General features: G+C 52.4%; 26 protein-coding genes and 2 pseudogenes. 26 read left to right on the top strand and 2 right to left on the bottom strand.

What is annotated here, in order from left to right; translation table 11 throughout:
• Positions 1-4: 4 nt before the first annotated feature.
• From ACQGXV_RS16300 to ACQGXV_RS16415, 24 genes and pseudogenes are all read left to right on the top strand, one after another.
• Entirely contained in the window at positions 5-247 is a 243-nt protein-coding gene (locus ACQGXV_RS16300) for an EscE/YscE/SsaE family type III secretion system needle protein co-chaperone (RefSeq protein WP_440866928.1), read from the top strand.
• A 57-nt stretch (positions 248-304) separates the two neighbouring features.
• The gene (locus tag ACQGXV_RS16305; RefSeq protein WP_440866929.1) at positions 305-568 is read left to right on the top strand and encodes a hypothetical protein; all 264 of its coding nucleotides are present in this window, start codon (positions 305-307) and stop codon (positions 566-568) included.
• A 36-nt stretch (positions 569-604) separates the two neighbouring features.
• Positions 605-1210: an SPI-2 type III secretion system translocon protein SseB gene (locus ACQGXV_RS16310; RefSeq protein WP_440866930.1), complete on the top strand. Its 606-nt coding sequence runs from the start codon at positions 605-607 to the stop codon at positions 1208-1210.
• Positions 1207-1671, top strand: a complete 465-nt coding sequence (gene sscA, locus ACQGXV_RS16315) for a CesD/SycD/LcrH family type III secretion system chaperone SscA (RefSeq protein ID WP_440866931.1) — start codon at positions 1207-1209, stop codon at positions 1669-1671. Before ACQGXV_RS16310 ends, sscA begins: the two co-directional genes overlap by 4 nt.
• A complete protein-coding gene (sctE, locus tag ACQGXV_RS16320; RefSeq protein WP_440866932.1) occupies positions 1664-3103 on the top strand; it encodes a type III secretion system translocon subunit SctE in 1440 nt (479 codons plus the stop codon). Before sscA ends, sctE begins: the two co-directional genes overlap by 8 nt.
• Positions 3104-3112: 9 nt before the next feature.
• On the top strand, positions 3113-3790 hold the full coding sequence (locus ACQGXV_RS16325; protein WP_440866933.1) for a type III secretion system effector protein: 678 nt from the start codon (positions 3113-3115) through the stop codon (positions 3788-3790).
• A 548-nt stretch (positions 3791-4338) separates the two neighbouring features.
• Positions 4339-4554 carry a type III secretion system needle filament subunit SctF gene (sctF, locus tag ACQGXV_RS16330; RefSeq protein WP_440866934.1) on the top strand — a complete coding sequence of 72 codons (216 nt, stop codon included), beginning with the start codon at positions 4339-4341 and terminating at the stop codon, positions 4552-4554.
• The gene (locus ACQGXV_RS16335) at positions 4551-4802 is read left to right on the top strand and encodes an EscG/YscG/SsaH family type III secretion system needle protein co-chaperone (RefSeq protein ID WP_440866935.1); all 252 of its coding nucleotides are present in this window, start codon (positions 4551-4553) and stop codon (positions 4800-4802) included. Before sctF ends, ACQGXV_RS16335 begins: the two co-directional genes overlap by 4 nt.
• A 40-nt stretch (positions 4803-4842) precedes the next feature.
• The gene (gene sctI / locus ACQGXV_RS16340; RefSeq protein ID WP_440866936.1) at positions 4843-5112 is read left to right on the top strand and encodes a type III secretion system inner rod subunit SctI; all 270 of its coding nucleotides are present in this window, start codon (positions 4843-4845) and stop codon (positions 5110-5112) included.
• A complete protein-coding gene (gene ssaJ, locus ACQGXV_RS16345; protein WP_440866937.1) occupies positions 5109-5861 on the top strand; it encodes an EscJ/YscJ/HrcJ family type III secretion inner membrane ring protein SsaJ in 753 nt (250 codons plus the stop codon). The genes sctI and ssaJ overlap by 4 nt, the downstream gene beginning before the upstream one ends.
• A gap of 2 nt (positions 5862-5863) precedes the next feature.
• Positions 5864-6430, top strand: a complete 567-nt coding sequence (locus ACQGXV_RS16350) for a type III secretion system domain-containing protein (RefSeq protein WP_440866938.1) — start codon at positions 5864-5866, stop codon at positions 6428-6430.
• Between the two features lie 113 nt (positions 6431-6543).
• Positions 6544-7113: a type III secretion system stator protein SctL gene (locus tag ACQGXV_RS16355; RefSeq protein ID WP_440866939.1), complete on the top strand. Its 570-nt coding sequence runs from the start codon at positions 6544-6546 to the stop codon at positions 7111-7113.
• A complete protein-coding gene (locus tag ACQGXV_RS16360; RefSeq protein ID WP_440867460.1) occupies positions 7088-8104 on the top strand; it encodes a TyeA family type III secretion system gatekeeper subunit in 1017 nt (338 codons plus the stop codon). The genes ACQGXV_RS16355 and ACQGXV_RS16360 overlap by 26 nt, the downstream gene beginning before the upstream one ends.
• Positions 8105-8160: 56 nt before the next feature.
• On the top strand, positions 8161-8529 hold the full coding sequence (locus ACQGXV_RS16365; RefSeq protein WP_440866940.1) for a type III secretion system protein SsaM: 369 nt from the start codon (positions 8161-8163) through the stop codon (positions 8527-8529).
• A complete protein-coding gene (locus ACQGXV_RS16370) occupies positions 8514-10574 on the top strand; it encodes an EscV/YscV/HrcV family type III secretion system export apparatus protein (protein ID WP_440866941.1) in 2061 nt (686 codons plus the stop codon). The genes ACQGXV_RS16365 and ACQGXV_RS16370 overlap by 16 nt, the downstream gene beginning before the upstream one ends.
• Positions 10575-10584: 10 nt before the next feature.
• Positions 10585-11886, top strand: a complete 1302-nt coding sequence (locus tag ACQGXV_RS16375; protein WP_440867461.1) for an EscN/YscN/HrcN family type III secretion system ATPase — start codon at positions 10585-10587, stop codon at positions 11884-11886.
• The gene (locus tag ACQGXV_RS16380) at positions 11883-12266 is read left to right on the top strand and encodes a hypothetical protein (RefSeq protein WP_440866942.1); all 384 of its coding nucleotides are present in this window, start codon (positions 11883-11885) and stop codon (positions 12264-12266) included. The genes ACQGXV_RS16375 and ACQGXV_RS16380 overlap by 4 nt, the downstream gene beginning before the upstream one ends.
• Complete coding sequence (locus tag ACQGXV_RS16385; RefSeq protein WP_440866943.1) at positions 12247-12678, top strand: hypothetical protein; 432 nt, start codon at positions 12247-12249, stop codon at positions 12676-12678. The genes ACQGXV_RS16380 and ACQGXV_RS16385 overlap by 20 nt, the downstream gene beginning before the upstream one ends.
• Entirely contained in the window at positions 12626-13603 is a 978-nt protein-coding gene (locus ACQGXV_RS16390) for a YscQ/HrcQ family type III secretion apparatus protein (RefSeq protein ID WP_440866944.1), read from the top strand. The genes ACQGXV_RS16385 and ACQGXV_RS16390 overlap by 53 nt, the downstream gene beginning before the upstream one ends.
• A 94-nt stretch (positions 13604-13697) precedes the next feature.
• On the top strand, positions 13698-14345 hold the full coding sequence (sctR, locus tag ACQGXV_RS16395; protein ID WP_222158459.1) for a type III secretion system export apparatus subunit SctR: 648 nt from the start codon (positions 13698-13700) through the stop codon (positions 14343-14345).
• Positions 14342-14608, top strand: a complete 267-nt coding sequence (locus ACQGXV_RS16400; protein ID WP_440866945.1) for an EscS/YscS/HrcS family type III secretion system export apparatus protein — start codon at positions 14342-14344, stop codon at positions 14606-14608. The genes sctR and ACQGXV_RS16400 overlap by 4 nt, the downstream gene beginning before the upstream one ends.
• A complete protein-coding gene (locus ACQGXV_RS16405; RefSeq protein ID WP_440866946.1) occupies positions 14605-15378 on the top strand; it encodes an EscT/YscT/HrcT family type III secretion system export apparatus protein in 774 nt (257 codons plus the stop codon). The genes ACQGXV_RS16400 and ACQGXV_RS16405 overlap by 4 nt, the downstream gene beginning before the upstream one ends.
• The gene (locus tag ACQGXV_RS16410; protein WP_440866947.1) at positions 15371-16444 is read left to right on the top strand and encodes an EscU/YscU/HrcU family type III secretion system export apparatus switch protein; all 1074 of its coding nucleotides are present in this window, start codon (positions 15371-15373) and stop codon (positions 16442-16444) included. The genes ACQGXV_RS16405 and ACQGXV_RS16410 overlap by 8 nt, the downstream gene beginning before the upstream one ends.
• 312 nt (positions 16445-16756) lie before the next feature.
• A pseudogene (locus tag ACQGXV_RS16415) lies at positions 16757-17251 on the top strand (helix-turn-helix domain-containing protein); the annotation flags it as partial.
• Between the two features lie 312 nt (positions 17252-17563).
• On the opposite strand, the gene ACQGXV_RS16420 reads toward ACQGXV_RS16415, so the two are convergent.
• Together ACQGXV_RS16420 and ACQGXV_RS16425 are read right to left on the bottom strand one after the other, a co-directional pair.
• Entirely contained in the window at positions 17564-18004 is a 441-nt protein-coding gene (locus tag ACQGXV_RS16420; protein WP_440867462.1) for a transposase, read from the bottom strand.
• Positions 17928-18293: an IS630 transposase-related protein gene (locus ACQGXV_RS16425; RefSeq protein ID WP_440862584.1), complete on the bottom strand. Its 366-nt coding sequence runs from the start codon at positions 18291-18293 to the stop codon at positions 17928-17930. The genes ACQGXV_RS16420 and ACQGXV_RS16425 overlap by 77 nt, the downstream gene beginning before the upstream one ends.
• A gap of 35 nt (positions 18294-18328) precedes the next feature.
• Here ACQGXV_RS16425 and ACQGXV_RS16430 point away from each other — a divergent pair.
• Positions 18329-18442, top strand: a pseudogene (locus ACQGXV_RS16430) (IS481 family transposase); the annotation flags it as partial.
• Positions 18443-18530: 88 nt separating this feature from the next.
• Entirely contained in the window at positions 18531-19505 is a 975-nt protein-coding gene (locus ACQGXV_RS16435) for an IS30 family transposase (RefSeq protein WP_440866948.1), read from the top strand.
• The last annotated feature ends 184 nt before the right edge of the window (positions 19506-19689 follow it).

Consider the following 19689-nt stretch of genomic DNA (forward strand, 5'->3'; position numbering starts at 1 on the left):
TACCATGACGACGCTGACGGCATTGGAAGATCGCATACAGGGGTCGGCTGAAGATGCTCAACAGGCATTGATGGTGCTGAGTGCGGCCCGTCATCGATTAGTCTGTGCCATGGGTAAACCCATTGCGCCAGAGGAATATCAGCACTTTGCCTTATTGTTGGAAGCGGTAATAGAGAGCGAAGATATTATCAAGATCATTTGCTTTCGTTATCACAATATAGCTCTAGAGGCTGAGTTAAGTCAGTAGGGAATAACCCTCTTCATACCAACTGCTGACATATTCGTGAACGATGAGAGGTATATCATGTCAGGTAATATTGCGAATCAATTTAAAAAGTTCGAAGTAGAGTATGAACGTCTATTAAAATGTTTTTCGGAATTTGAAAAAATAAAAAGAAAACTGGCTTCTGAGGAGCGAATCGTTTCGCAGAATGATGTGAAAGCGCAAAAACCGCTGAGTGTCCATCACATGAACGTTATTGCGGAAAATGCCAAAAAAGATTTGAAAGCATTAAGTATCTCCTTGAGAAAAATCGAAACGCATATTAAGCACAGCGTTAATAGATAGTGAGCATACCTACACTGTTTTACATTCAGGAGATTTATGATGCCAAGCATACCCGTTGGTTCATTACCAAACATTAAATCTGGTGTATTTGACGGTAAGGAAACACGTCTCGGAAATACCCCCCAGGAAAAATCGCATTATTATGGTTCAGCCGATAATATCTTCGCCTATGCCTATGAAATAATGCTGTTGTTGCAGGATGTACAGTCATCGCGCGCCTATGCCCAATTCAATGATATTCAAAATGCATCCAATCGAGCCAGAGATACGCAGGAAAAGGCAAACCGAATGGATGAGCTTGTTACGCAAGCGACAAAAGGTGATGGCAATAACAAAGAAGCGGTACCCGCTGACGTTATTGAGTATATGAAGAAGCACGGTATTCAGGTAGATGGCAAATCGATAGACAACTACATCAAAGAGCACGCGGGGGATTACGGTAAGTTGGACAAAGGCAGCCTCCAAGCTATTAAAGTCGCATTGGATAACAGCGCGGGTCGCGACAGCGATCTCTCCTCTCAGGCGCAACTGACGATTCAAAAAGCAATACAGATGCTTAACTCAGCCATTTCGCAGGCGACTAACCTGGTCAGCAAATGGGGCGAAATCCTGCAAATGATCACCCAAAAGACCTATTCATGACGCAAGACGAGAGTCTGGCCATGCTGCAATTTTTGCGTCGCGGTGGCGCTGTGCGCATGTTGCTGAAAAAAGACGTAAGCAGCGAATTGGATACCCTTTTTCGCTACGCCAGACAGTTATCCAGCGCGGGGGATCATCGAGCGGCGGCCAACCTGTTACGCCTGTTGACCGCTTACGATGATTGGTCTTTTGACTACTGGTATCAACTTGGGGCGACGTGCCATGCGGCGCACGCTTGGTCAGATGCGCTTTATGCCTATGGTCGGGCAGCGAAAATTAACGTATCGGCCGCGCAGGTCCCTTGTGCTGCGGGGGAGTGTTTTCTGGCCTGTGGTGAGAAAGCATTGGCACGCAAAGCCTTTAAGGCTGCCTTGCTTATTTGCGGTGAAAACCGGTCATTACAGGCGATACGCCGCCAGGCGGAGCAAGGACTATCTCGAACAGGAGAGTCTGATGGATAGTGTACAAGCCAGAGCGGGAGTGGATCGTCCGCTCTCCTATGATGATGGTGAGGAGATGCCTGTCTCTTCTCCAACCAAGCAAACAATGCACCCAATTCGTTCTGCTGTTGGTCTGCATTATCGGCAACACCAGGCAGCACAGAACGTGGAAGCGGAAAGCCAGCAGGAGGGCGTAGCGCAGTCGGTGAACGCGCAGCAGGCAGAAGCTGCCTGGCAACGATTGCTGGAAGCCGGGTATACCGGTTCCGCCTCGGCTTCGTTGCAAGACATCGTGAAAATGGACCCACTGTTGTTATCGATGCTGGTGACGCAGCAAGTGATGCGTGCTTCCAGCTGCAATGCAACGGCACTCTGTGAACAGCTGAACCGTGCTACTGAGCTGCAAATTCTCCTACGTAATAAGCAGGTTGAAAAATATCAGGAGCAGGTCAACAAATCGATTGAGCAGGCGGATCAGGTTCGTAAATCTGCGCTGTGCAGTGCCGTATTTGATTGGATAAACAGTGCCATTGAGATAGGGATAGGCGTATTTAAACTGGTTGAAGCGGTCGCAACGGCAGATCCACTCGCCTTTAGCGCTGGCATTGCTTACTGCTCGGCAGGGGTTGCCGGACTCGTAAAAGGTGGCGCTGAGTTAGCGTTGGGTCTGGGGGTAAATAAAGCCGACTGTGAAGCCGTTATTCATGCGGCAGGTTTGGTACAGAACACCTGTGAATATGTCGCGATGGGGCTGGATATTTTGCAGATCGGTCGTGGTATTTATGTGGCTCGCGGTTTGATCTCTGCGGCTGAAAAGGAAGTGGGCAGCGGCGCGGGTAAAACATTGGTTGAGGCAGTGAGTCAACAGAGCGGCGAGGTGGGGCAGCAGATTAAACAGATTGCTGAAAATACGGCTAAAGGTTTTGTCAGTGAACTCGAAGCCACGCTTGAGGGGAACGTCAACCGCTATTTGGCACGCACGATGGGGCATAGCACCACCGTTCATGGAATCGAGCAACTTGTAGCAGAAACGCTGGAAAGCGCCCTGAAAGATGTGGCGAAAGACGTTTTGGAAAAAGGCGTTGCCGCCGCAGAAAAAGCGTTGCGTAGACGTTTTATGATCTCGCTAGGCAAAGGGCTGGCCTCCAGCATCATTAAAGACGTCTCCGTTTCCTGGTTAACCACGGTGCGCTTGGCGATAAGTGGTGGACAAAAAATAACATCGGGTGTTGCTCAATGGAAAGCCACAGAGTTGCGTAAAGAAATTGAAGAGTTAATCGTTATGCAACGTATTAACGACATCAAAGACAGTTGGACGCAGGCACATAAAAAAAATCAGGAAATACAGCTTGGCGATTATTTGCGACAAAGTAGCACTGCCGTAAGCAATTCGACATTAATAATGGAAGATTACGGTGCGGTATTGGCAAAAATTGCCTGTAGCCGTGCCTGAGGATACGTTATGAGCCAAAATATTCTTATGGACCAAAATACGCTGTCTATAGACCTATTCCCCGTCAATGCGACGCCAGACCATCTCTCTTCCGTCTTATCACAAAAGACGAATGCCGCAGTGGCAACCAAGGAAAAGGCCGCTAGCGATGCAGAATTGAATGACTTTTTCGCGATGTTTGATCAGCTGTGGGGAACACTCTTAAACCTTGCCCGGCGTTTACGTGATGTGATGCGCATGTATAACGAAAAGAAGCAGATATTAGGGTGGGGGCTTGAAATGAATGCGCTGTCCACCAGTTTAAACGCGATTGAGCATAGCTTTAGTGCGGCGAGGAATAATGCATTAGGCACCTGTTTAAGCGGCTTTATGCAGTGCACGGGTGCACTGAACGGCGGAATTATGGGGGAAATCGGCGGCGCAGGTGCCCGAGAACTCACCACGATGGGGTTCAACGGTTCGGGATCGATAGCCAATGGGCTCTTTTCCTTTTCCGCGGCATCGGAAAACCGTGAAGCAGACATCGAGCGGGCATTGGCGGATTTTCAAAGTAAAAATGCGCAATCCTACATCCGAAATCTCGACGACATTGTGCAAAAGGCTGTCGACGTCATGCAGCAGATGATGGAAATGGGCCGCAAAATGGTTGAAGTATTTAGTCAGACGCTTCATTCCCTTGCGAAGTAATGATGGAACGACTGGAAGCCCTTTTTTGCAGGCAACTGCAAGCGGTTGGTTTAGCGCCGCAGCCCCTGTTTTTGTCGGGGTGCGGATTGCGTCTCGGGCAGCACATCACGCTGCCTCCCTATCGCCTTGTGTTTCGTGTTCAGAATAATGCGTTGCTTATCTGTGGTTTAACCCGATCACCGGACGGCGCCTCACAACCCGCGTCATTGCTGCGGCTCTGGCGGCTGTTGCAAGAGGCGTTACTTTCGGTTTCTGCGTTGAGGTATGTCCGCATGTTAGTCATAACCGATGTATTGCCCCGACGTTTAGCGCTCCAGCGCCAAAAGCTGGTACGGCGGCTGTGCCAACAAGGTGCGGTAACGTGCCTGCTCGACGGTGAGCGTTGGTTAGAAATAGACATAGACCGGATATTTCGTGGAAAAGCACGTAGTTAGGTTAAACACCGGATAGGCGGGCTGACCGGTTAACACGATAGTGGATGTCAGCAAACATATTGCCCGGTAACCCGATGCACCACGCAACAAAGCCGTACGCTATGGAGATCAACGATGGATGTTCAACAGCTCATTGACACGCTGTCTAGTCTGGCAAGCAAGGCCGGTCAAGATGTCAAAGACAAAATGAATGACAAAGATTTAACCAATCCAGACGCCATGCTCAAGGCGCAGTTTGCTGTGCAGCAGTATTCCACTTTTATCAACTACGAAAGCGCGATGATCAATACCATCAAAAATTTGCTGAGTGGGATTATCTCGAAGATATGAGCGTGCTGACGTCTGCTGAACGACAACTGCTGCTTGAAACCGCTTTTGCCGGAGTAAATCATGGCTTGTGGCGTCAAGTGCGCGCGATAGTGCCAGTGGTGCCGAATCTGGTGACCGATAGAGATGATTGTGCGGTATGCATGGCCGTTCTGCTGTTGGGACTGGAGGCACCTGAAGAGGCGATGCGCGTTTTGGAGCACGTGAATACGCCGGACGCTAACGTGGTCAAGCAGTGCTTTTCATTATGAGCTCCTCACCGTGATTACGGGGTACACCATGGACACACCCATGACTATTTCTCAGAAGATATTGCCAGATGGCCGTTATGACAGTTTTGAACCGGTGTCCTCGATGGATGCACCGGACAGTCAGGCCGCGCAGACTTTTAAACAGATGCTGAATGGCGGAACGGTATCCGGTGCGGTAGAAACCTTATCACCGGAGCAGATGTTGCAGCAGCAGGCGAAGATCTTGACGTTGAGTGTCGGCGTCGATCTTGGCGCAAAGGTCGCCGGTTCTGCGGCGCAAACGGTCAACAAACTGGCCAATATGACATGAACGCCTTCCGTTGTCTGGGTATGGCAATACTGGCTTTTATGCTGGCGGGCTGTCGTGTTGAGCTCTACAACGGTTTGTCTCAGAGCGATGCTAACCAGATGTTGGCGATTCTGATGAACAACAACATTGATGCGGATAAGCAACCTTCGCCGGACGGCGGGGTAACGCTGCGCGTCGAGCAATCCCGCTTTATCGATGCTGTTGAAGTGCTGCGCATGGATGGCTTTCCGCGTAAACGCTACACCACGGTAGAAACCATGTTTCCACCTAACCAACTGGTGGTTTCTCCCCGGGAAGAGCAGCAGAAGATCCTGTATCTCACCGAACAGCACATTGAAGAGATGCTCAGTCAAATGGATGGCGTTGTGCATGCCTCTGTCGCGATAGCATCCCATCCCCCCAGCGACGATGTCGGCACCCGTTCTGGTGATAGCACCTCGGTAGCGGTGTACCTTAAATTTTCCCCGCGGGTGAACCTGGAAGCGTTTCGCGTACAAATTAAGAGTCTGATTGAAAAGGCGATACCCGGTGTTCAGTACGATCAAATCAGTATTTTGATGCAGCCTGCCGGCTACCGCGCTCGGGTAGCGCCGCCGCCGCAATCCGTTGAACAGAGAGCGCTCCTGAAATGGCTATCCCGTTATCGACAACATGTGATGTTAACGCTGATTTTACTGGCATCGGCCCTGTTGATACTGGCAGCGTGGCGCGTGTATCCGCGGACGAGTCCAGCAGACCGGATGCGTTGATCTTGCTGCTGCACCGTGCGGTCTGGCAGCCCGCCCGCTACGCGCACCCTGACTGGTTTGCCTCGTTAGGGTTTTATCGGTGCGAACGGTGGCGTTATGGCGAATCCCCGGTTTTAGATCGCGCGCTGAACCGCGCGTTACGGGCACGGCGTGGCCCGATTTGTCTGCCGGGGCGGCTTGATGAACGTCAGCGCCGTTTGACCGTGCTGGCACCGAATATCTCGAAATACGCGCTGGCGCTTGGGCTGCTGGCGCTGGCGTGCGGGGATTACTTTCTGTTGCCTAATTATCGACACGTGCTTCGTCATTGGCTGGATAACGATCTGATCTGGCATCTGTTTGGCATGTGTGACAACAAATACCCCGCTTTTTATTCACCGGAACAGGTGGTCGATGCGGCGAATCGTATGGGGATCGCCATGCTGTATCGTGCTGCCAAGCATGAACCTGTGCTTCAGGCGCTTTTGATACAGCTGCCACCGCTCAAGCAAGCGTTGTATCCCGTGATACCTCTGGCCACCATGAATTTACTGGAGCGTATGCTATGCCGCTGTGCCGACTCCCGTTGATTGAGCTTGATGGGCAACTTCCTGGTTTCCCCGTGATCCCTGCTGACAGGCTAAACACGCAGTTGGCTTATACCCACAGCCTGCTTGATGCCCATCATGAGGCCGCTGTTATTGTGAAGGCGGCGAGCCGTAAGGCAGAGCAAATAATACGTCAGGCGCGCCACTCGCAGCGCCAGATACAGCATGAGGCTTATGCTGAGTTCTCTCGCCGTCAGCAGGAGATCCTTGCCCGGTGTGAGGAGCAGTGGTTGGCGCGCCACGTGGTGTCACTGTGTGACGCTGCATCGGTAGAACAGTGTGTGGTGCAGGCGGTCACGTCACGCATTCGACTTGCTATGGGAAACGTATTGCGTGCCTGGTTTTCCCAACAGCCCGTTGATGACTTGTTGTGCGCGCGTTTGTCGCAGCAGGTGGAGCAACTGGCTGCTATGGGGGGGGCCACTTTGCAGATTCATCCCGAGAGAGAGGCCAGAATGCGCGATGCTTTCGGGGAGCGGTTAGCCATCGTCTGCGACCCGCAGTTGGCCAGGGATGAAGCCGTTCTGACATCATCACAGCTTAGCGTCTCTTTTTCGCTCAGTCGGCATTTTCAGCAAGTGCTGGCGTGGATAGATACCGAGAGTGAGCTCGGTATTCAGGAACCGGAGGCAAGGCTTGATGATGAAAATGCCAGAGGATCATAACTCCGTCAGTCCGGCGCTAGCACCGCACCACGAATCGCATCGGGCGCTGCCGGTGCGCACTGTCGAATTCAGCCTGCCGCCGATGGACATGGCGTTGCTGGAGTTGGAAGAAGTGGCAGGCGAATCGCTGGATTCAACGTTGGAAGAGATGAGCCTGGTCCTTTCTGGCCGAATGCGTGACGAAAAGCGGCTGGCATCGTCAGAAAGGCAGCTACGCAGACAGCAAGAGTTAATTGCACTTATACAACGCTTGCGTGAGCAACACGGTGGTCTTCCGACGTTTCTCGCCGCGTCGTCAGAGGAGAATAGCGAGGCGCTGGAAGGGCTGCAGCGTATTTTCACCCTCGCTCAACACCTCGCCTCAACGGCGTTGGATGAAAAGCGAAAAAAGGCGCTGCACACGCAGTTGGCTCAGCTTATCGAAGAAAATGCGTATGAGACCACACTCTTCGGTCTGATGGAGCTTGGTACTGTCAGCAAGGCGGCGCTGGCACCTATTGGCCGCTTATTCCAACGCGCGATGGATGAACAAGACATACCGTTATCGGAATGGTTTAAACGCATCATGGATTGGTCCGATCGTCAGCGTCGGCTGCGCGTGGTGTTACGCATGGCGGCGTTTGAACTCTCACTGTCTGTCGGCGGCGCTCAGCAAGCCAGATTGGCGACTGTACTGGTTCGCCTGCGCCGTCTGTTGCTGTTTTTGGGGCTGGAACAAGAGTGTAAAGCACAGGAACAGCGTTATCCCTTACCTGCCGATTCGCTTTTGATCTTACTGATTGATATTACGCAGGAAAGCTGGCTGTTTGAGGATTGGCTTATCGCGCGAATTTCCTCGTTGACGACCAGCGCAACGGTATTCAAGCACATCGTGCGCTATCTGAATGTGCAATTCAGAGTGATGCCGGATGCCTGTTTTAGCGATGAAGATCAGCGTGAAAGCATTCTTGCCGTGCTGCAAAAACTGAAGGGTAATCAGGTGTTGTCTTGATTTCTCCTCCTTGTCTTCTCTGGGATTCTGTTTCCGGACATGAGAGGAAAGACATCATGACATTAGATCTGTTTATCGAAAGAAACATCCAGCGCTTTATACAGTTGTCCGAACTGGCGCAGCAACCTCCCTCTGCCGAAATGCAATGGGTCGATCGGGGATTTCAGACTTTCCTCACCTTCCGTCAGGGACGGATGCATATCAGTCAATGTCTGCTGGATCCTTGGCGGGATAATGCGTTACTGCTTGTTGCACTGCAACGCGCCCACCCCGCCTGGTTTGCGGGTATTCCTCAGCGTGTCTTCACGTTACGTCAAGGCATGGTGATCAGTTGTGCCCCGATGGCAGACAGCGTGGCGGAACAATGGCTATGGCTGCACCGTCGCCAGCGAACCTTTCTGGAAACATTATGCGAACCGACGTGATAAGAAAAGATAACGTCCAGCGCTGGTTGCAAATGTGCGCCGGTAGACAAGATATTATTCTCGCCGTGGTAATGCTCATGGCGATTGTCATGATCACCCTGCCGTTGCCTACGTTTGTGGTGGATATTCTGATCGCCATTAATCTGGCTTTTTCTATCATCTTGTTGCTGTTTGCGATTTACATCAACGATCCATTGGATCTGTCGGTGTTCCCCTCACTGTTGTTGATCACCACGCTTTACCGGCTGTCACTGACCATCAGCACCTCGCGGCTGGTGCTGTTGCAGCATAATGCTGGTGATATTATCGATGCATTTGGCCGCTTTATGGTGGGGGGCAACTTGACGGTGGGGCTGGTGATTTTCGCCATCATCACCATCGTGCAGTTTATCGTTATTACTAAGGGTACGGAGCGCGTGGCCGAGGTGAGCGCCCGGTTTTCTCTCGATGGCATGCCGGGCAAACAGATGAGTATCGATGGCGATTTGCGTGCCGGGGTTATCGATGCGGATCAGGCGCGGCAGTTGCGTCTGCACGTGCAGCACGAAAGCCGTTTTCTTGGTGCGATGGACGGCGCCATGAAGTTTGTGAAAGGGGATGCTATCGCCGGTATTATTGTTGTGCTGGTGAATATTCTGGGCGGCATCACCATTGCCGTGGTGCAATACGGCATGTCGATTGGGGATGCGGTGCAAACCTACAGTGTGCTCTCTATCGGTGACGGCCTGTGCGGCCAGATCCCCTCGCTGCTGATTTCGCTCAGTGCCGGTATTATCGTCACCCGCGTGCCGGGTGAGAAACGGCAAAATCTGGGGCGTGAGCTGAGCACGCAATTGGGGAAACAGCCCCAGGCGCTGATCCTCGCGGCGGTGGTGATGTTGCTGTTTGCCGTTATTCCCGGCTTCCCGTTTATCTACTTCTTTATCATGGCGGTACTCACGGCATTGCCTTGTGCGCTGCTGTGGTATCGCGCACGACATCCGCAGCCTGTATCCGCGCCACAGGGCAGCGTTGATGAGGATCAGATGGTGCCAGGCGCGCAGCCTCTGACTTTGCGCCTTGCGCCGCGCCTGCATTCAGAGTCTCTTTCAGTGGAGATCGATGCTCTGCGCAAGACCCTGTTCGACGCCCTGGGTGTCCCGCTGCCGGATGTCTCCATCATCGTCGATGCTTCAATGACTGAGAACAGCATGGCGGTGCTTGTCTATCAGGAGTCGGTGTTCTCTCTGACGCTCCCCGTGGCGGCTTCCTGCATGGTTTTCACCCGCGTGGCGGCGGCCGATGCCATGCCAGAGGCGCACGAGTTGCCGCAGGGAATGGGGCGAATTAGGTGGCTGTCTGCCGCTGAGGGGCAGCGTGCACAACAGGCGGGGCAAACCGTGTTTACCGGAGACCAGTGCCTTGTTGCGTTGTTGCATAAAGTGTTGGTGAACCACATGGCGGAGTTTATCGGGGTGCAAGAAGCGCGCTACCTGATGGATGCCATGGAGAAACGCTATGCCGAGTTGGTGAAAGAACTTCAGCGGCAAATGCCCATCAACAAAATTGCCGAGGTGCTCCAGCGATTGGTATCAGAACGGGTCTCTATCCGCGATTTGCGCCTGGTTTTCGGCACGCTGATTGAGTGGGCTCCGCGGGAAAAAGATGTCCAGATGCTGACGGAATATGTTCGCATCGCCTTGCGCCGCCATATTTTGCATCGTCTGATGGCAGAGGGGATGCCGCTGCGCGTGCTGCGCATCGGGGAAGATATGGAGAATGTGATTCGCGAATCCATTCGACAGACTGCAATGGGCACTTACACCGCATTAAGCCATGAACAACGTGCGCAGATATTGCAATTGATTACCGATGCGCAAACGGTGTACGGCGAGTTTGTGATTGTCAGCTCGGTGGATACACGTCGTTTCTTGCGTAAGGTCATCGAGCAACAACACACCGACATTGCGGTGTTGTCGTGGCAGGAAGTTGGGGAGCACTGCCTTATCCAGGTGGTACACAGTATTGACCTGAACCCCGAGCATGCATTCGATGATGAAGACTGAGTTTTCCTCTCTGGTAGAAGCCGTGAGCCAGCGACTGGCCTTGTCCGGTGGACCGCCTGATGGTATCGACATGACGGGGCGGGTGCGGCATATCAGCGCCTCGTTGTTGAAAGTGCGCTTGCCCGGCGTGTTTATGGGCGAACTTTGCCAGATTTTGCCCGACGGCGCTTTGGCTGAAGTGGTTGCAGTGGACGGCGAAGACGCGTTGTTATCTCCCTTCGCCAGTACCGTAGGTCTGTATTGCGGCCAGAAGGTGCGGCCGCTAAGACGACGTCAGCAGGTTCCCGTTGGCGAGGCCTTGATGGGGCGCGTGGTTGATGGCCTGGGGCAGATGCTGGATGGCGATGAGACGTGGCAAGGACCGTGGCGCGATTTTGACGCCCCACCGCCGGCGGCACTGGTTCGTGGGCTTATCGATCGCCCGTTGCTAACCGGTGTGCGGGCGATAGACAGCATACTCACCTGCGGTGAAGGGCAGCGTATCGGGATTTTCGCGGCAGCGGGCGTGGGGAAAAGCACGTTGCTTTCCATGCTGTGTGACGGTGCGGACTGCGAGGTGATTGTCCTGGCACTTATCGGAGAGCGTGGCCGCGAGGTGCGAGAGTTTTTAGAACATTCGCTTAACGCACAGACGCGACGTCGCTGCGTTGTTGTTGTCGCCACGTCAGACAGACCGCCGCTAGAGCGCATGCGCGCGCTGTATGTGGCGACCACCATCGCAGAGTCGTTTCGCGATCGGGGCCAGCGCGTTCTGTTAATGGCAGATTCACTGACGCGTTACGCTCGCGCCGCGCGGGAGATCGCCATCGAGGCGGGCGAGCGTGCGGTTGCTGGCAGCTATCCCCCCAGCGTGTTTGCCGCGCTGCCGCGTTTGTTGGAGCGGACCGGTAAAGGGCGCTGTGGCAGCATTACTGCGTTCTACACCGTGCTGGTGGAGGGAGACGATATGAATGAGCCGCTGGCGGACGAGGTGCGCTCGCTGCTCGATGGGCACATTGTGCTGTCGCGCCAGTTGGCTGAGGCAGCGCATTTCCCAGCGATTGATGTGCTCGCCAGCGTAAGCCGCATCATGCCTAACGTCACCAGCCAGATGCACCTGACGCTTGCCAATGAGGTACGCCGTTTGCTCAGTGTTTATCGCGAGGTAGAGTTGCTGGTGCGAGTGGGGGAGTATCAGCAAGGTGAGGATCCGCTCGCCGATCTGGCGGTAGAAAAGTACGCGGCGATCAATGCATTTTTACAACAGCAGGAGAATGAACCATGTCACCGCGACCTGTTATTGCAACGGCTCAGTGCGCTGGTAACACCGTGATGCTGCGGGCCTTATTGGCCATCAAGCAGCGTCGGGAAATCACCTTGCGCCGACAGTTGGTACAGCAACGCTCTCAGCTCCAGCAACTGGAACAGGATATGTGCACCTGTTCGGCCCAGCGCACATTGCTGGTAGAAAAACGAAACGCCTGGCTGGCTTGGTCCGGCACGCGTATCAGCGATGAACTGCTGGCACATAAGCAGACACTGATGACATTGCGCGATAAGGATCAGCAATTGATGGCTAACCAGATGGCGCTTTCTGATGAGCAGCGCGCCGTATTGTCGCAGCAAGACGCGGTAAGGCACGCGTTGAATGTTGTCATGAAAAAGCAGGAAAAACTGCACAGTGTGCTCAACGATGCAGGCTGTAGACGATGAGCCGCTATTCATGAGCGGGCCACGCGTTGAAGGGAGTCTGTGGCACACGCTGCCGGAGCCGGAAGCGACCGACGCTGAAACCGCGATGGACGCTCAGAAATTTATGCAACTGATAGCCCAAAAGGCAACGCATTGCACTTCTTCTCCGCTTTTACCTCACGCGCATCGTCGACAGCGTTATCGCATGGTGAGTTGCAATGGTGAAGTGATGCTGTGTGAGGTCAGCGAGAGGGACGGTGAACTTCACCTTTGTATCCAGGTGTCTCAGCGCGAGCTGTTCGACACCTTGAGCCTTATTTCATCCTGGCTCTGCGCGCGTTTGCGCGAGGCAGGCCATGCCGTTTTTCTGGAGGTTGAATATGTTAAGGACGACTCAGGATACGTGGAACCTGGCGCAGCATCTTCTTCCTGAGGGCGTAACCGCAGGCGAATTGCATATCGGTTTACAAACGTGGACATGCGCTCAACCTGGGGTAGCTATAACACTTTCCTTCGAGGAAGGCTCATCGGTGAGCCACGTTTGGCTGGAAGACGCTGGGTGGCGGGCTCTGTGTGAGCAGATGCTGGGCACCGCTGAGGTGGCAACGGTGGATGGGGTATTGCTTGAGGATATTGCTGAGTGGGCGCTATCGCCGTTGCTGGCACAGTGCCAGGCCAGTATGGTGCGGGAGAATGCGGCACCGAGCCCTTGTAGCGCGCTGTCCGAGCAATGGGTCGTCGTTTTTACCTGGCAAGTGGAACAGGTTGTTTTTAAGGCCGTGCTGTTTGGCAATACTGACGCTGGGTTTAAACATCTGCATGCGTTGATCGTGCCCGATGGTGTCCCCACTGGTCCATTGCCACCGTTGCGGTGTGCGCTGTATGCCGGAGAGTGTGAGCTCCCGCTGTCTGTTTTACGGAGTCTGACGCGGGGGGATGGGATCGCAATACACCCGTATGGTGATTTACGTGCGGGGCATTTCGCCTTGTCGCCATTGTTGAAGCAGGCGGCGTATGTCCAGATAAACGGAGATAACACAATGCACTGTAGAGCGTTAGGCGCTGAGCTTGAAAATAGCGCTAGTGAAATACTGGATGAACCTCCTTGCGCCGAGTCCCTGTCAGTGGATCTTGCGGCGCTGCCGCAAAAATTGTTGGTTGAGGTCGGGCAGGTCACGCTGACACTGGGATCGCTGCGAACGCTACAGGTGGGTGATACGGTGGCGGTGAACGCCGAGTTCTCTCCTGAAGCAACGCTGAAGTTGAATGGCCGAGCCATTGGTAAAGGTGCGCTGATTGGTTGCGGCGACCGCTTTTTGGTGCAAATCCGGCAATGGTATCTGACAGCACAAGATTGAACAGTGGTAGGGGAAAGATGGGGTGAATGCCCGGTAGGTGGGGCTGGTTTAGCCGAGGTATAAGGGGACGTCAACCCTATAGCGTGGAACTCACATGTCACTACCTGACTCTCCCTGGCAGTTAATTGCGCTGCTGTTTGTGCTTTCGCTGCTGCCGCTCATTATTGTAATGGGAACCTCGTTTCTCAAACTGGCGGTGGTCTTTTCCATCTTGCGCAATGCCCTGGGGATCCAGCAGGTGCCACCAAATATGGCGCTGTATGGCCTTGCGTTGGTGCTATCGCTGTTTATCATGGCCCCGACGCTGCTGGCGGTAAAGGCGCAGTGGCATCCGGTTGCCGTTGAGGGCGAACCCGCCTGGATGAGCGGTTGGGATAGCCAGGCACTGACGCCCTATCGCCACTTTCTGATAAAAAACACTGAAGATAAGCAAGTGCACTATTTTCAGAACCTGATTGCGAAAACCTGGCCGGAAGAGGTGCGTCGCACAGTGAAGGACGACTCCTTACTCATTTTGCTGCCAGCGTTCACGGTCAGCCAATTGACCCAGGCGTTTCGTATCGGCTTATTGATATATTTGCCGTTTCTTGCGATTGACCTGCTGGTGTCCAATATCCTGCTGGCGATGGGGATGATGATGGTCTCACCCATGACCATCGCCTTACCGTTCAAACTGTTAATTTTTCTCTTGGCCGGCGGTTGGGACCTGATCCTTTCCCAGTTAGTACAGAGTTTCGTATGAATGAAGCCACTCTGACGCACCTGATGACCCAACTGTTGTGGATCGTCTTGCTGACCTCAATGCCGATCATTGTTGTTGCGTGTGTTGTCGGCGTACTGGTTAGCCTGTTACAAGCGCTGACGCAGATACAGGATCAGACCCTGCAATTTATGATCAAACTGTTGGCCGTGGCGCTGATGCTGATGGCGACTTATCACTGGCTTGGCGGCATCCTGCTGGGATATACACGCCAGGTGCTATTGCAAATAAGTGCGCATGCATGAATCTGGTGCTTAACGAAGAGATCGCGCATCTGGCTTTCCTGATGATGCGCCCACTGGGGATGACCCTACTGTTTCCGCTGTTGCAGGCAGGGAATCTGGGGTCGCCGTTAGTGAGAAACGCGGTGTTGATGGCGATTGCATTGCCGATGCTGGCCGTGGTGCCTGTTCCCCAGGATATCGATGAGGGGTGGACATGGTTGAGCTATATTCCCGGTGAGTTGCTCATCGGACTGATATTGGGGTTCTGCGGTGCAATTCCTTTTTGGGCCGTGGATATGGCGGGATTTATTATCGATACACTGCGTGGTGCAACCATGAGTGCGGTATTCAACCCTGCGATGTCCGTCCAATCGTCGCTTTTTGGTTTGTTGTTCAGCCAGTTTCTCTGTGCGCTGTTTTTTATTAGCGGAGGGATCAACCTGCACCTGAGTGTGCTGTATGACTCTTATCATTACCTACCGCCAGGCAACATGCTGGTGTTTAATCAGCAACTGTTGGATTTTATCAAGGTGGAGTGGCAAGCGCTCTATCACCTGTGTTTGAGCTTCTCCTTACCTGCCGTATTGGTGATGGTATTGGCGGATATGGCACTGGGGTTGTTGAATCGTTCGGCGCAGCAGTTGAACGTGTTCTTTCTGGCTATGCCCATCAAAAGCCTGTTGGTCTTGTTGTTGTTGATCGTGTCACTGCCCTATGCGTTGCACCACTATCTGGTGGAGAGTGAACACCTCTACCAGCATGTTTGCGAGTGGTTTGCTCAACATGAGTGAGAAAACGGAGCAGCCCACCCGAAAAAGGCGGCAGGATGGTGAAAAAGAGGGGCAGGTGATCAAAAGCGTTGAGCTGACCTCCGGCGCACAACTGCTCGCCTTATTTCTCTTTTTTCATTTTTTTTCCGATGTGCTCATACAAAACATCACCTTGCTCATTCAGGAATCGGTACGCGTTATTAATGCCCCTTTCTCCTATGCGCTGGGCACCATCGTGCGTGCACTGGTGAAGGAGTGCGGTCTGGTGCTGATTTACCTGGGGGCGATGGTAAGCGTTGCCACCGTTTTCAGCGTGCTGATTCAAATCGGTTTTGTGGTTGCCAGTAAGGCGGTGGGCTTCAAGGGGAGCAAACTTAACCCGGTGAACAATCTTAAACAGATTGTGTCCTGGCGCAGCGTGGTTGAACTGCTCAAATCCTGTTTGAAAGTTATACTGCTGTGCACGATTTTTCTCCTGTTGTTTTATGGCTACGCGTCGACGTTTCGTGCGTTGCCTTATTGCGATCCTCTCTGTGCGTTACCCACATTCTCCGCCATCATGCGTTTTATGTGGTTTGGCATGCTGGGCTTTTATCTGGTACTGGCAGTGGCGGATTATAGCTATCAGCGTTTTCATACGCTGAAGCAGCAACGCATGAGCAAGGAGGACATCAAACAGGAAAACAAGAACCGGGAAGGTGACCCTCATATTAAACAGCGTCGTCGTGCGCTACAGCACGAAGTGCAGAGCGGCAGTTTGGCACAAAACGTCAGGCAATCGGCGGTGATCGTGCGTAACCCCACCCATTTGGTGGTTTGTCTGGGATACGATCCCGAGACGATGCCTGTGCCGCGCGTGTTGGAGAAAGGCAGGGATGCTATGGCGCAACATATTGTTGAACTGGCGCAACGTGAGGCCATTCCGATGGTAGAGAACGTCCCTCTGGCGCGAACGCTGTTTTATGATGTGAAATGTGGCGAGCGTATCCCTGATGCACTTTTCGAACCGGTTGCCGCAATGCTGCGCATCGTCTTGCAGATCGATTACGCCTCTCGTGAGGATGTCGGTGGCGAGGAGCGTAACTGACAGGCAAAAAAAAGACTGGGCCAAGGTACGGTGCCGGTCAAAGCGCAAAGAGAACCATAATGGAGTTGTGCTCTTTGCAAAATCGATACGAATCGTGCGCTTACTGACTGTCAGCGTGCGTATTAAATCCCTGGTGCAGGCCACAATTGGTCAAGAGATTTTCATACAGCCTTATCCCGATAAGCAGGCTGGTGTATTTGTTGTATAACGTGTATTAGTCGCGACTTGATCTGACACATAACCTTGAAAGGTTGAGAGTTACCGGTTTTGATATGGGTGTCTAATCCTTAAACAAAACGCGAGGTAACTCTCATGCTTCATACTAACAATCACATCATCAAACACAAAGCCGGCCTGCTCAATCTCGCCGAAGAACTTGGTAACGTATCAAAAGCCTGCAAGATCATGGGCGTGTCGCGCGACACGTTTTACCGTTATCAGGAACTGGCTGCTGAAGGTGGCATCGATGCACTGGTTAACCAGAACCGCCGGGTTCCCAACCTGAAGAACCGCGCCGACGAAGCCACTGAACGCGCGGTTGTTGAATATGCCGTTGAGTTCCCGGCCCACGGGCAGCACCGGACCAGTAATGAGCTGCGTAAAAAAGGCGTATTTATCTCCGGCAGCGGCGTGCGGTCCATCTGGCAACGGCACGATCTGGAGAACTTCCGTAAACGCCTGAAGGCGCTTGAGGAAAAAGTTGCCAGAGAAGGCATCGTGCTTACCGATGTCCAAATCGCAGCGCTGGAGAAAAAGGCGCATGATGATGAGGCCAGCGGCGAAATCGAGACGGCTCATCCGGGTTATAGCCAAGCGACTTAATTTTGATTACACCATATGGACTGAGAACAAACTCTCTGTATCGCAACCCATCTCTCTTTTTTTGCTTTTTGCTTGTGCCCATTTATGCTCAATTGGGTTAAGATCTGGCGAATATGTAGGGCTTTGTTGAATAATTTAAGATACTGATTTATATAAGCATTATAAAATTTCAGCGACTAATTTTTCCTCTCGGAATGCTTTTTATTGTGCTAACTATTTGATTTGTCGTTCTAACAAAATACATTCTCTGTAAATGCATTCTAACTAAAGAAGATGTAAATCAAACGGTTAAATTATTCAACAAAGCCAATATGTAGGCAAATACTCCACCATATACCCTGCATCGATGATGACTTGTTGAATATTATGTTTTTTGTGAAAAGTGGCATTGTCCATCATGATTACACTGTTTTTAGGGAGTACTGGGATAAGGACTTGTGTGACCCAGGCATAGAAAACATCGCTGTTAATATTGATATCAAATAATCCGATAGCAAACAGCGTTGTGCCTAATAAAGCGCCGATAACATTTGTTCTTCCCCTAGCTCCCCAGTTCTTCAGGCCAAAACACCGTTGACCTTTTGGGGAATAGCCGTGAGTCCGTGGGGCATCGTGTGAAAAACCACTTTCATCAATAAAAACAATAGGTTTACCTTCTTTTTCATACTGTTGTTTTTTTTGTTGAAATCCCTGCCGGGCGTTTTCGTCGGCTTTCGGATGACGTAGAGTTTTTTTTATAGGTCAATCCCAGCTTTTTAAGCGCTTGCCAAATGGCCTTCTGACAAACGCCAAAACGCTCTGCACGTTCTTTTTGGTAAGCATCTGGATATTGTTCAACATCTTTTATCAACTCGGATTTATCGATCTTTCGCTGACGCGTGGTCGATGCTTTTGACTCTATTTGATTAATCCAACGCGATACAGAGGCAGGGCCAATCCGAAATTGCTTCGCTGTTTCTCGGATACTCAACCCTTCGTTTTTCCGTGTAGATATCACTTTACGTCTAAAATCAATTGAATAGCTCATTTAAATAATGTAATCAAAATTAAGTCGTTTAGCTATATCTCGGGTCGCAGGACACCTTCTACGTTGGCAATCTGAAAGCGGTGGGCCGTATCTACCAGCAGACGTTCGTGGATACGTACTCGAAAGTGGCACACTGCAAGCTTTATACGCCCCATTCCCAGTCGAAATGCAACAAAGTGACCCACTGGCCAGAGTCGGATAAAATCACCGTTCTGGCCCTACTGGAGATCCCGTTGCATGCAGGGAAAACATCTGACTCACAAAGAACGGTTCTACATCGAAAAGCGGCGTGGTGATGGGGTTAACCAGGCCACCATCGCCCGGGAACTGGAGCTTCCTCGTTCTACCATCAGCAGGGAACTCAGACGCAATACCGACGCCGCTTTCAACGGGGTCTATTCCTGCAGAAGGGCCGAAACGTTGGCCAGAGGGCGGCGGCAGAAAACACGGACGGACAGCGTGATTAACCAGCTTGAACCGCACATTCAGGACGTTATCAGAACGGCGCTGTCTACCCACACCTCACCTGAGGTCATCAGTGGGCGCCTGGTCCTGGAATTTGGCCTGTCCGTCAGCAAGAACTCGCTCTATCGCTATATCCAGCAGGAGCGCCGGGCCGGCGGTGAGCTGTATCAGCAGCTCCCTCATCGGGGTAAACGGTATAACTATCAGACCGATGAGAACAAACGCGGTCCTATTCCCAACCGTGTTGGCATTGAGCAGCGGCCGGCCGTTGCTGACCTCAAGCAGGAACCCGGGCATTTCGAGATTGACACCATCTTTGGCAAAGATCAGAAATCATTCCTGCTGACGGTGGTCGATAAAGCCGTCAAGCTGGTCATCATTCGCAAACTGCCCAACAAGCGAGCAGAGACAGTGGTAGCGGCCTTCAGGGACATCGTTGCCAATACCTTCTGCGAGTTTAAAACCCTGACTGCTGACAACGGTTCTGAATTTTCCCAGCACGGGGAAATTACAAAAGTCACGGGGGCACCGGTCTACTTTGCCCGGCCATATCATTCCTGGGAACGCGGGTTGAATGAGCATACCAACGGGCTGATACGGCGTTTTTACCCGAAGGGAACGGACTTCAATTATGTCACCCATCGCAAGGTTGCAGCACTCGAACACCTGCTCAATACGCGAGGCCGAAAATCGCTGGGTTATCGTTCTCCAAATGAGGTATTTTTAACGCACTTACAGGCGGCATAATGCCCTACCGTTTTGTTGCGTTTCGACTGGGAATGGGGCCGTTATGAAAAAACGGCAAGAAACTATCTAGCAATGGTGAAACTGGGCTGCATCCGCTTGTTTTACGCCCGGTTACGTAATTAAGGGACACAGCCTAGAGTTGCAGCAAGTAGCGCCGGTGATACCCCAAGAGGTGCGGTAAGGC

Source organism: Symbiopectobacterium purcellii (assembly GCF_052050035.1).
Classification (GTDB): Bacteria; Pseudomonadota; Gammaproteobacteria; order Enterobacterales; family Enterobacteriaceae; genus Symbiopectobacterium; species Symbiopectobacterium purcellii_A.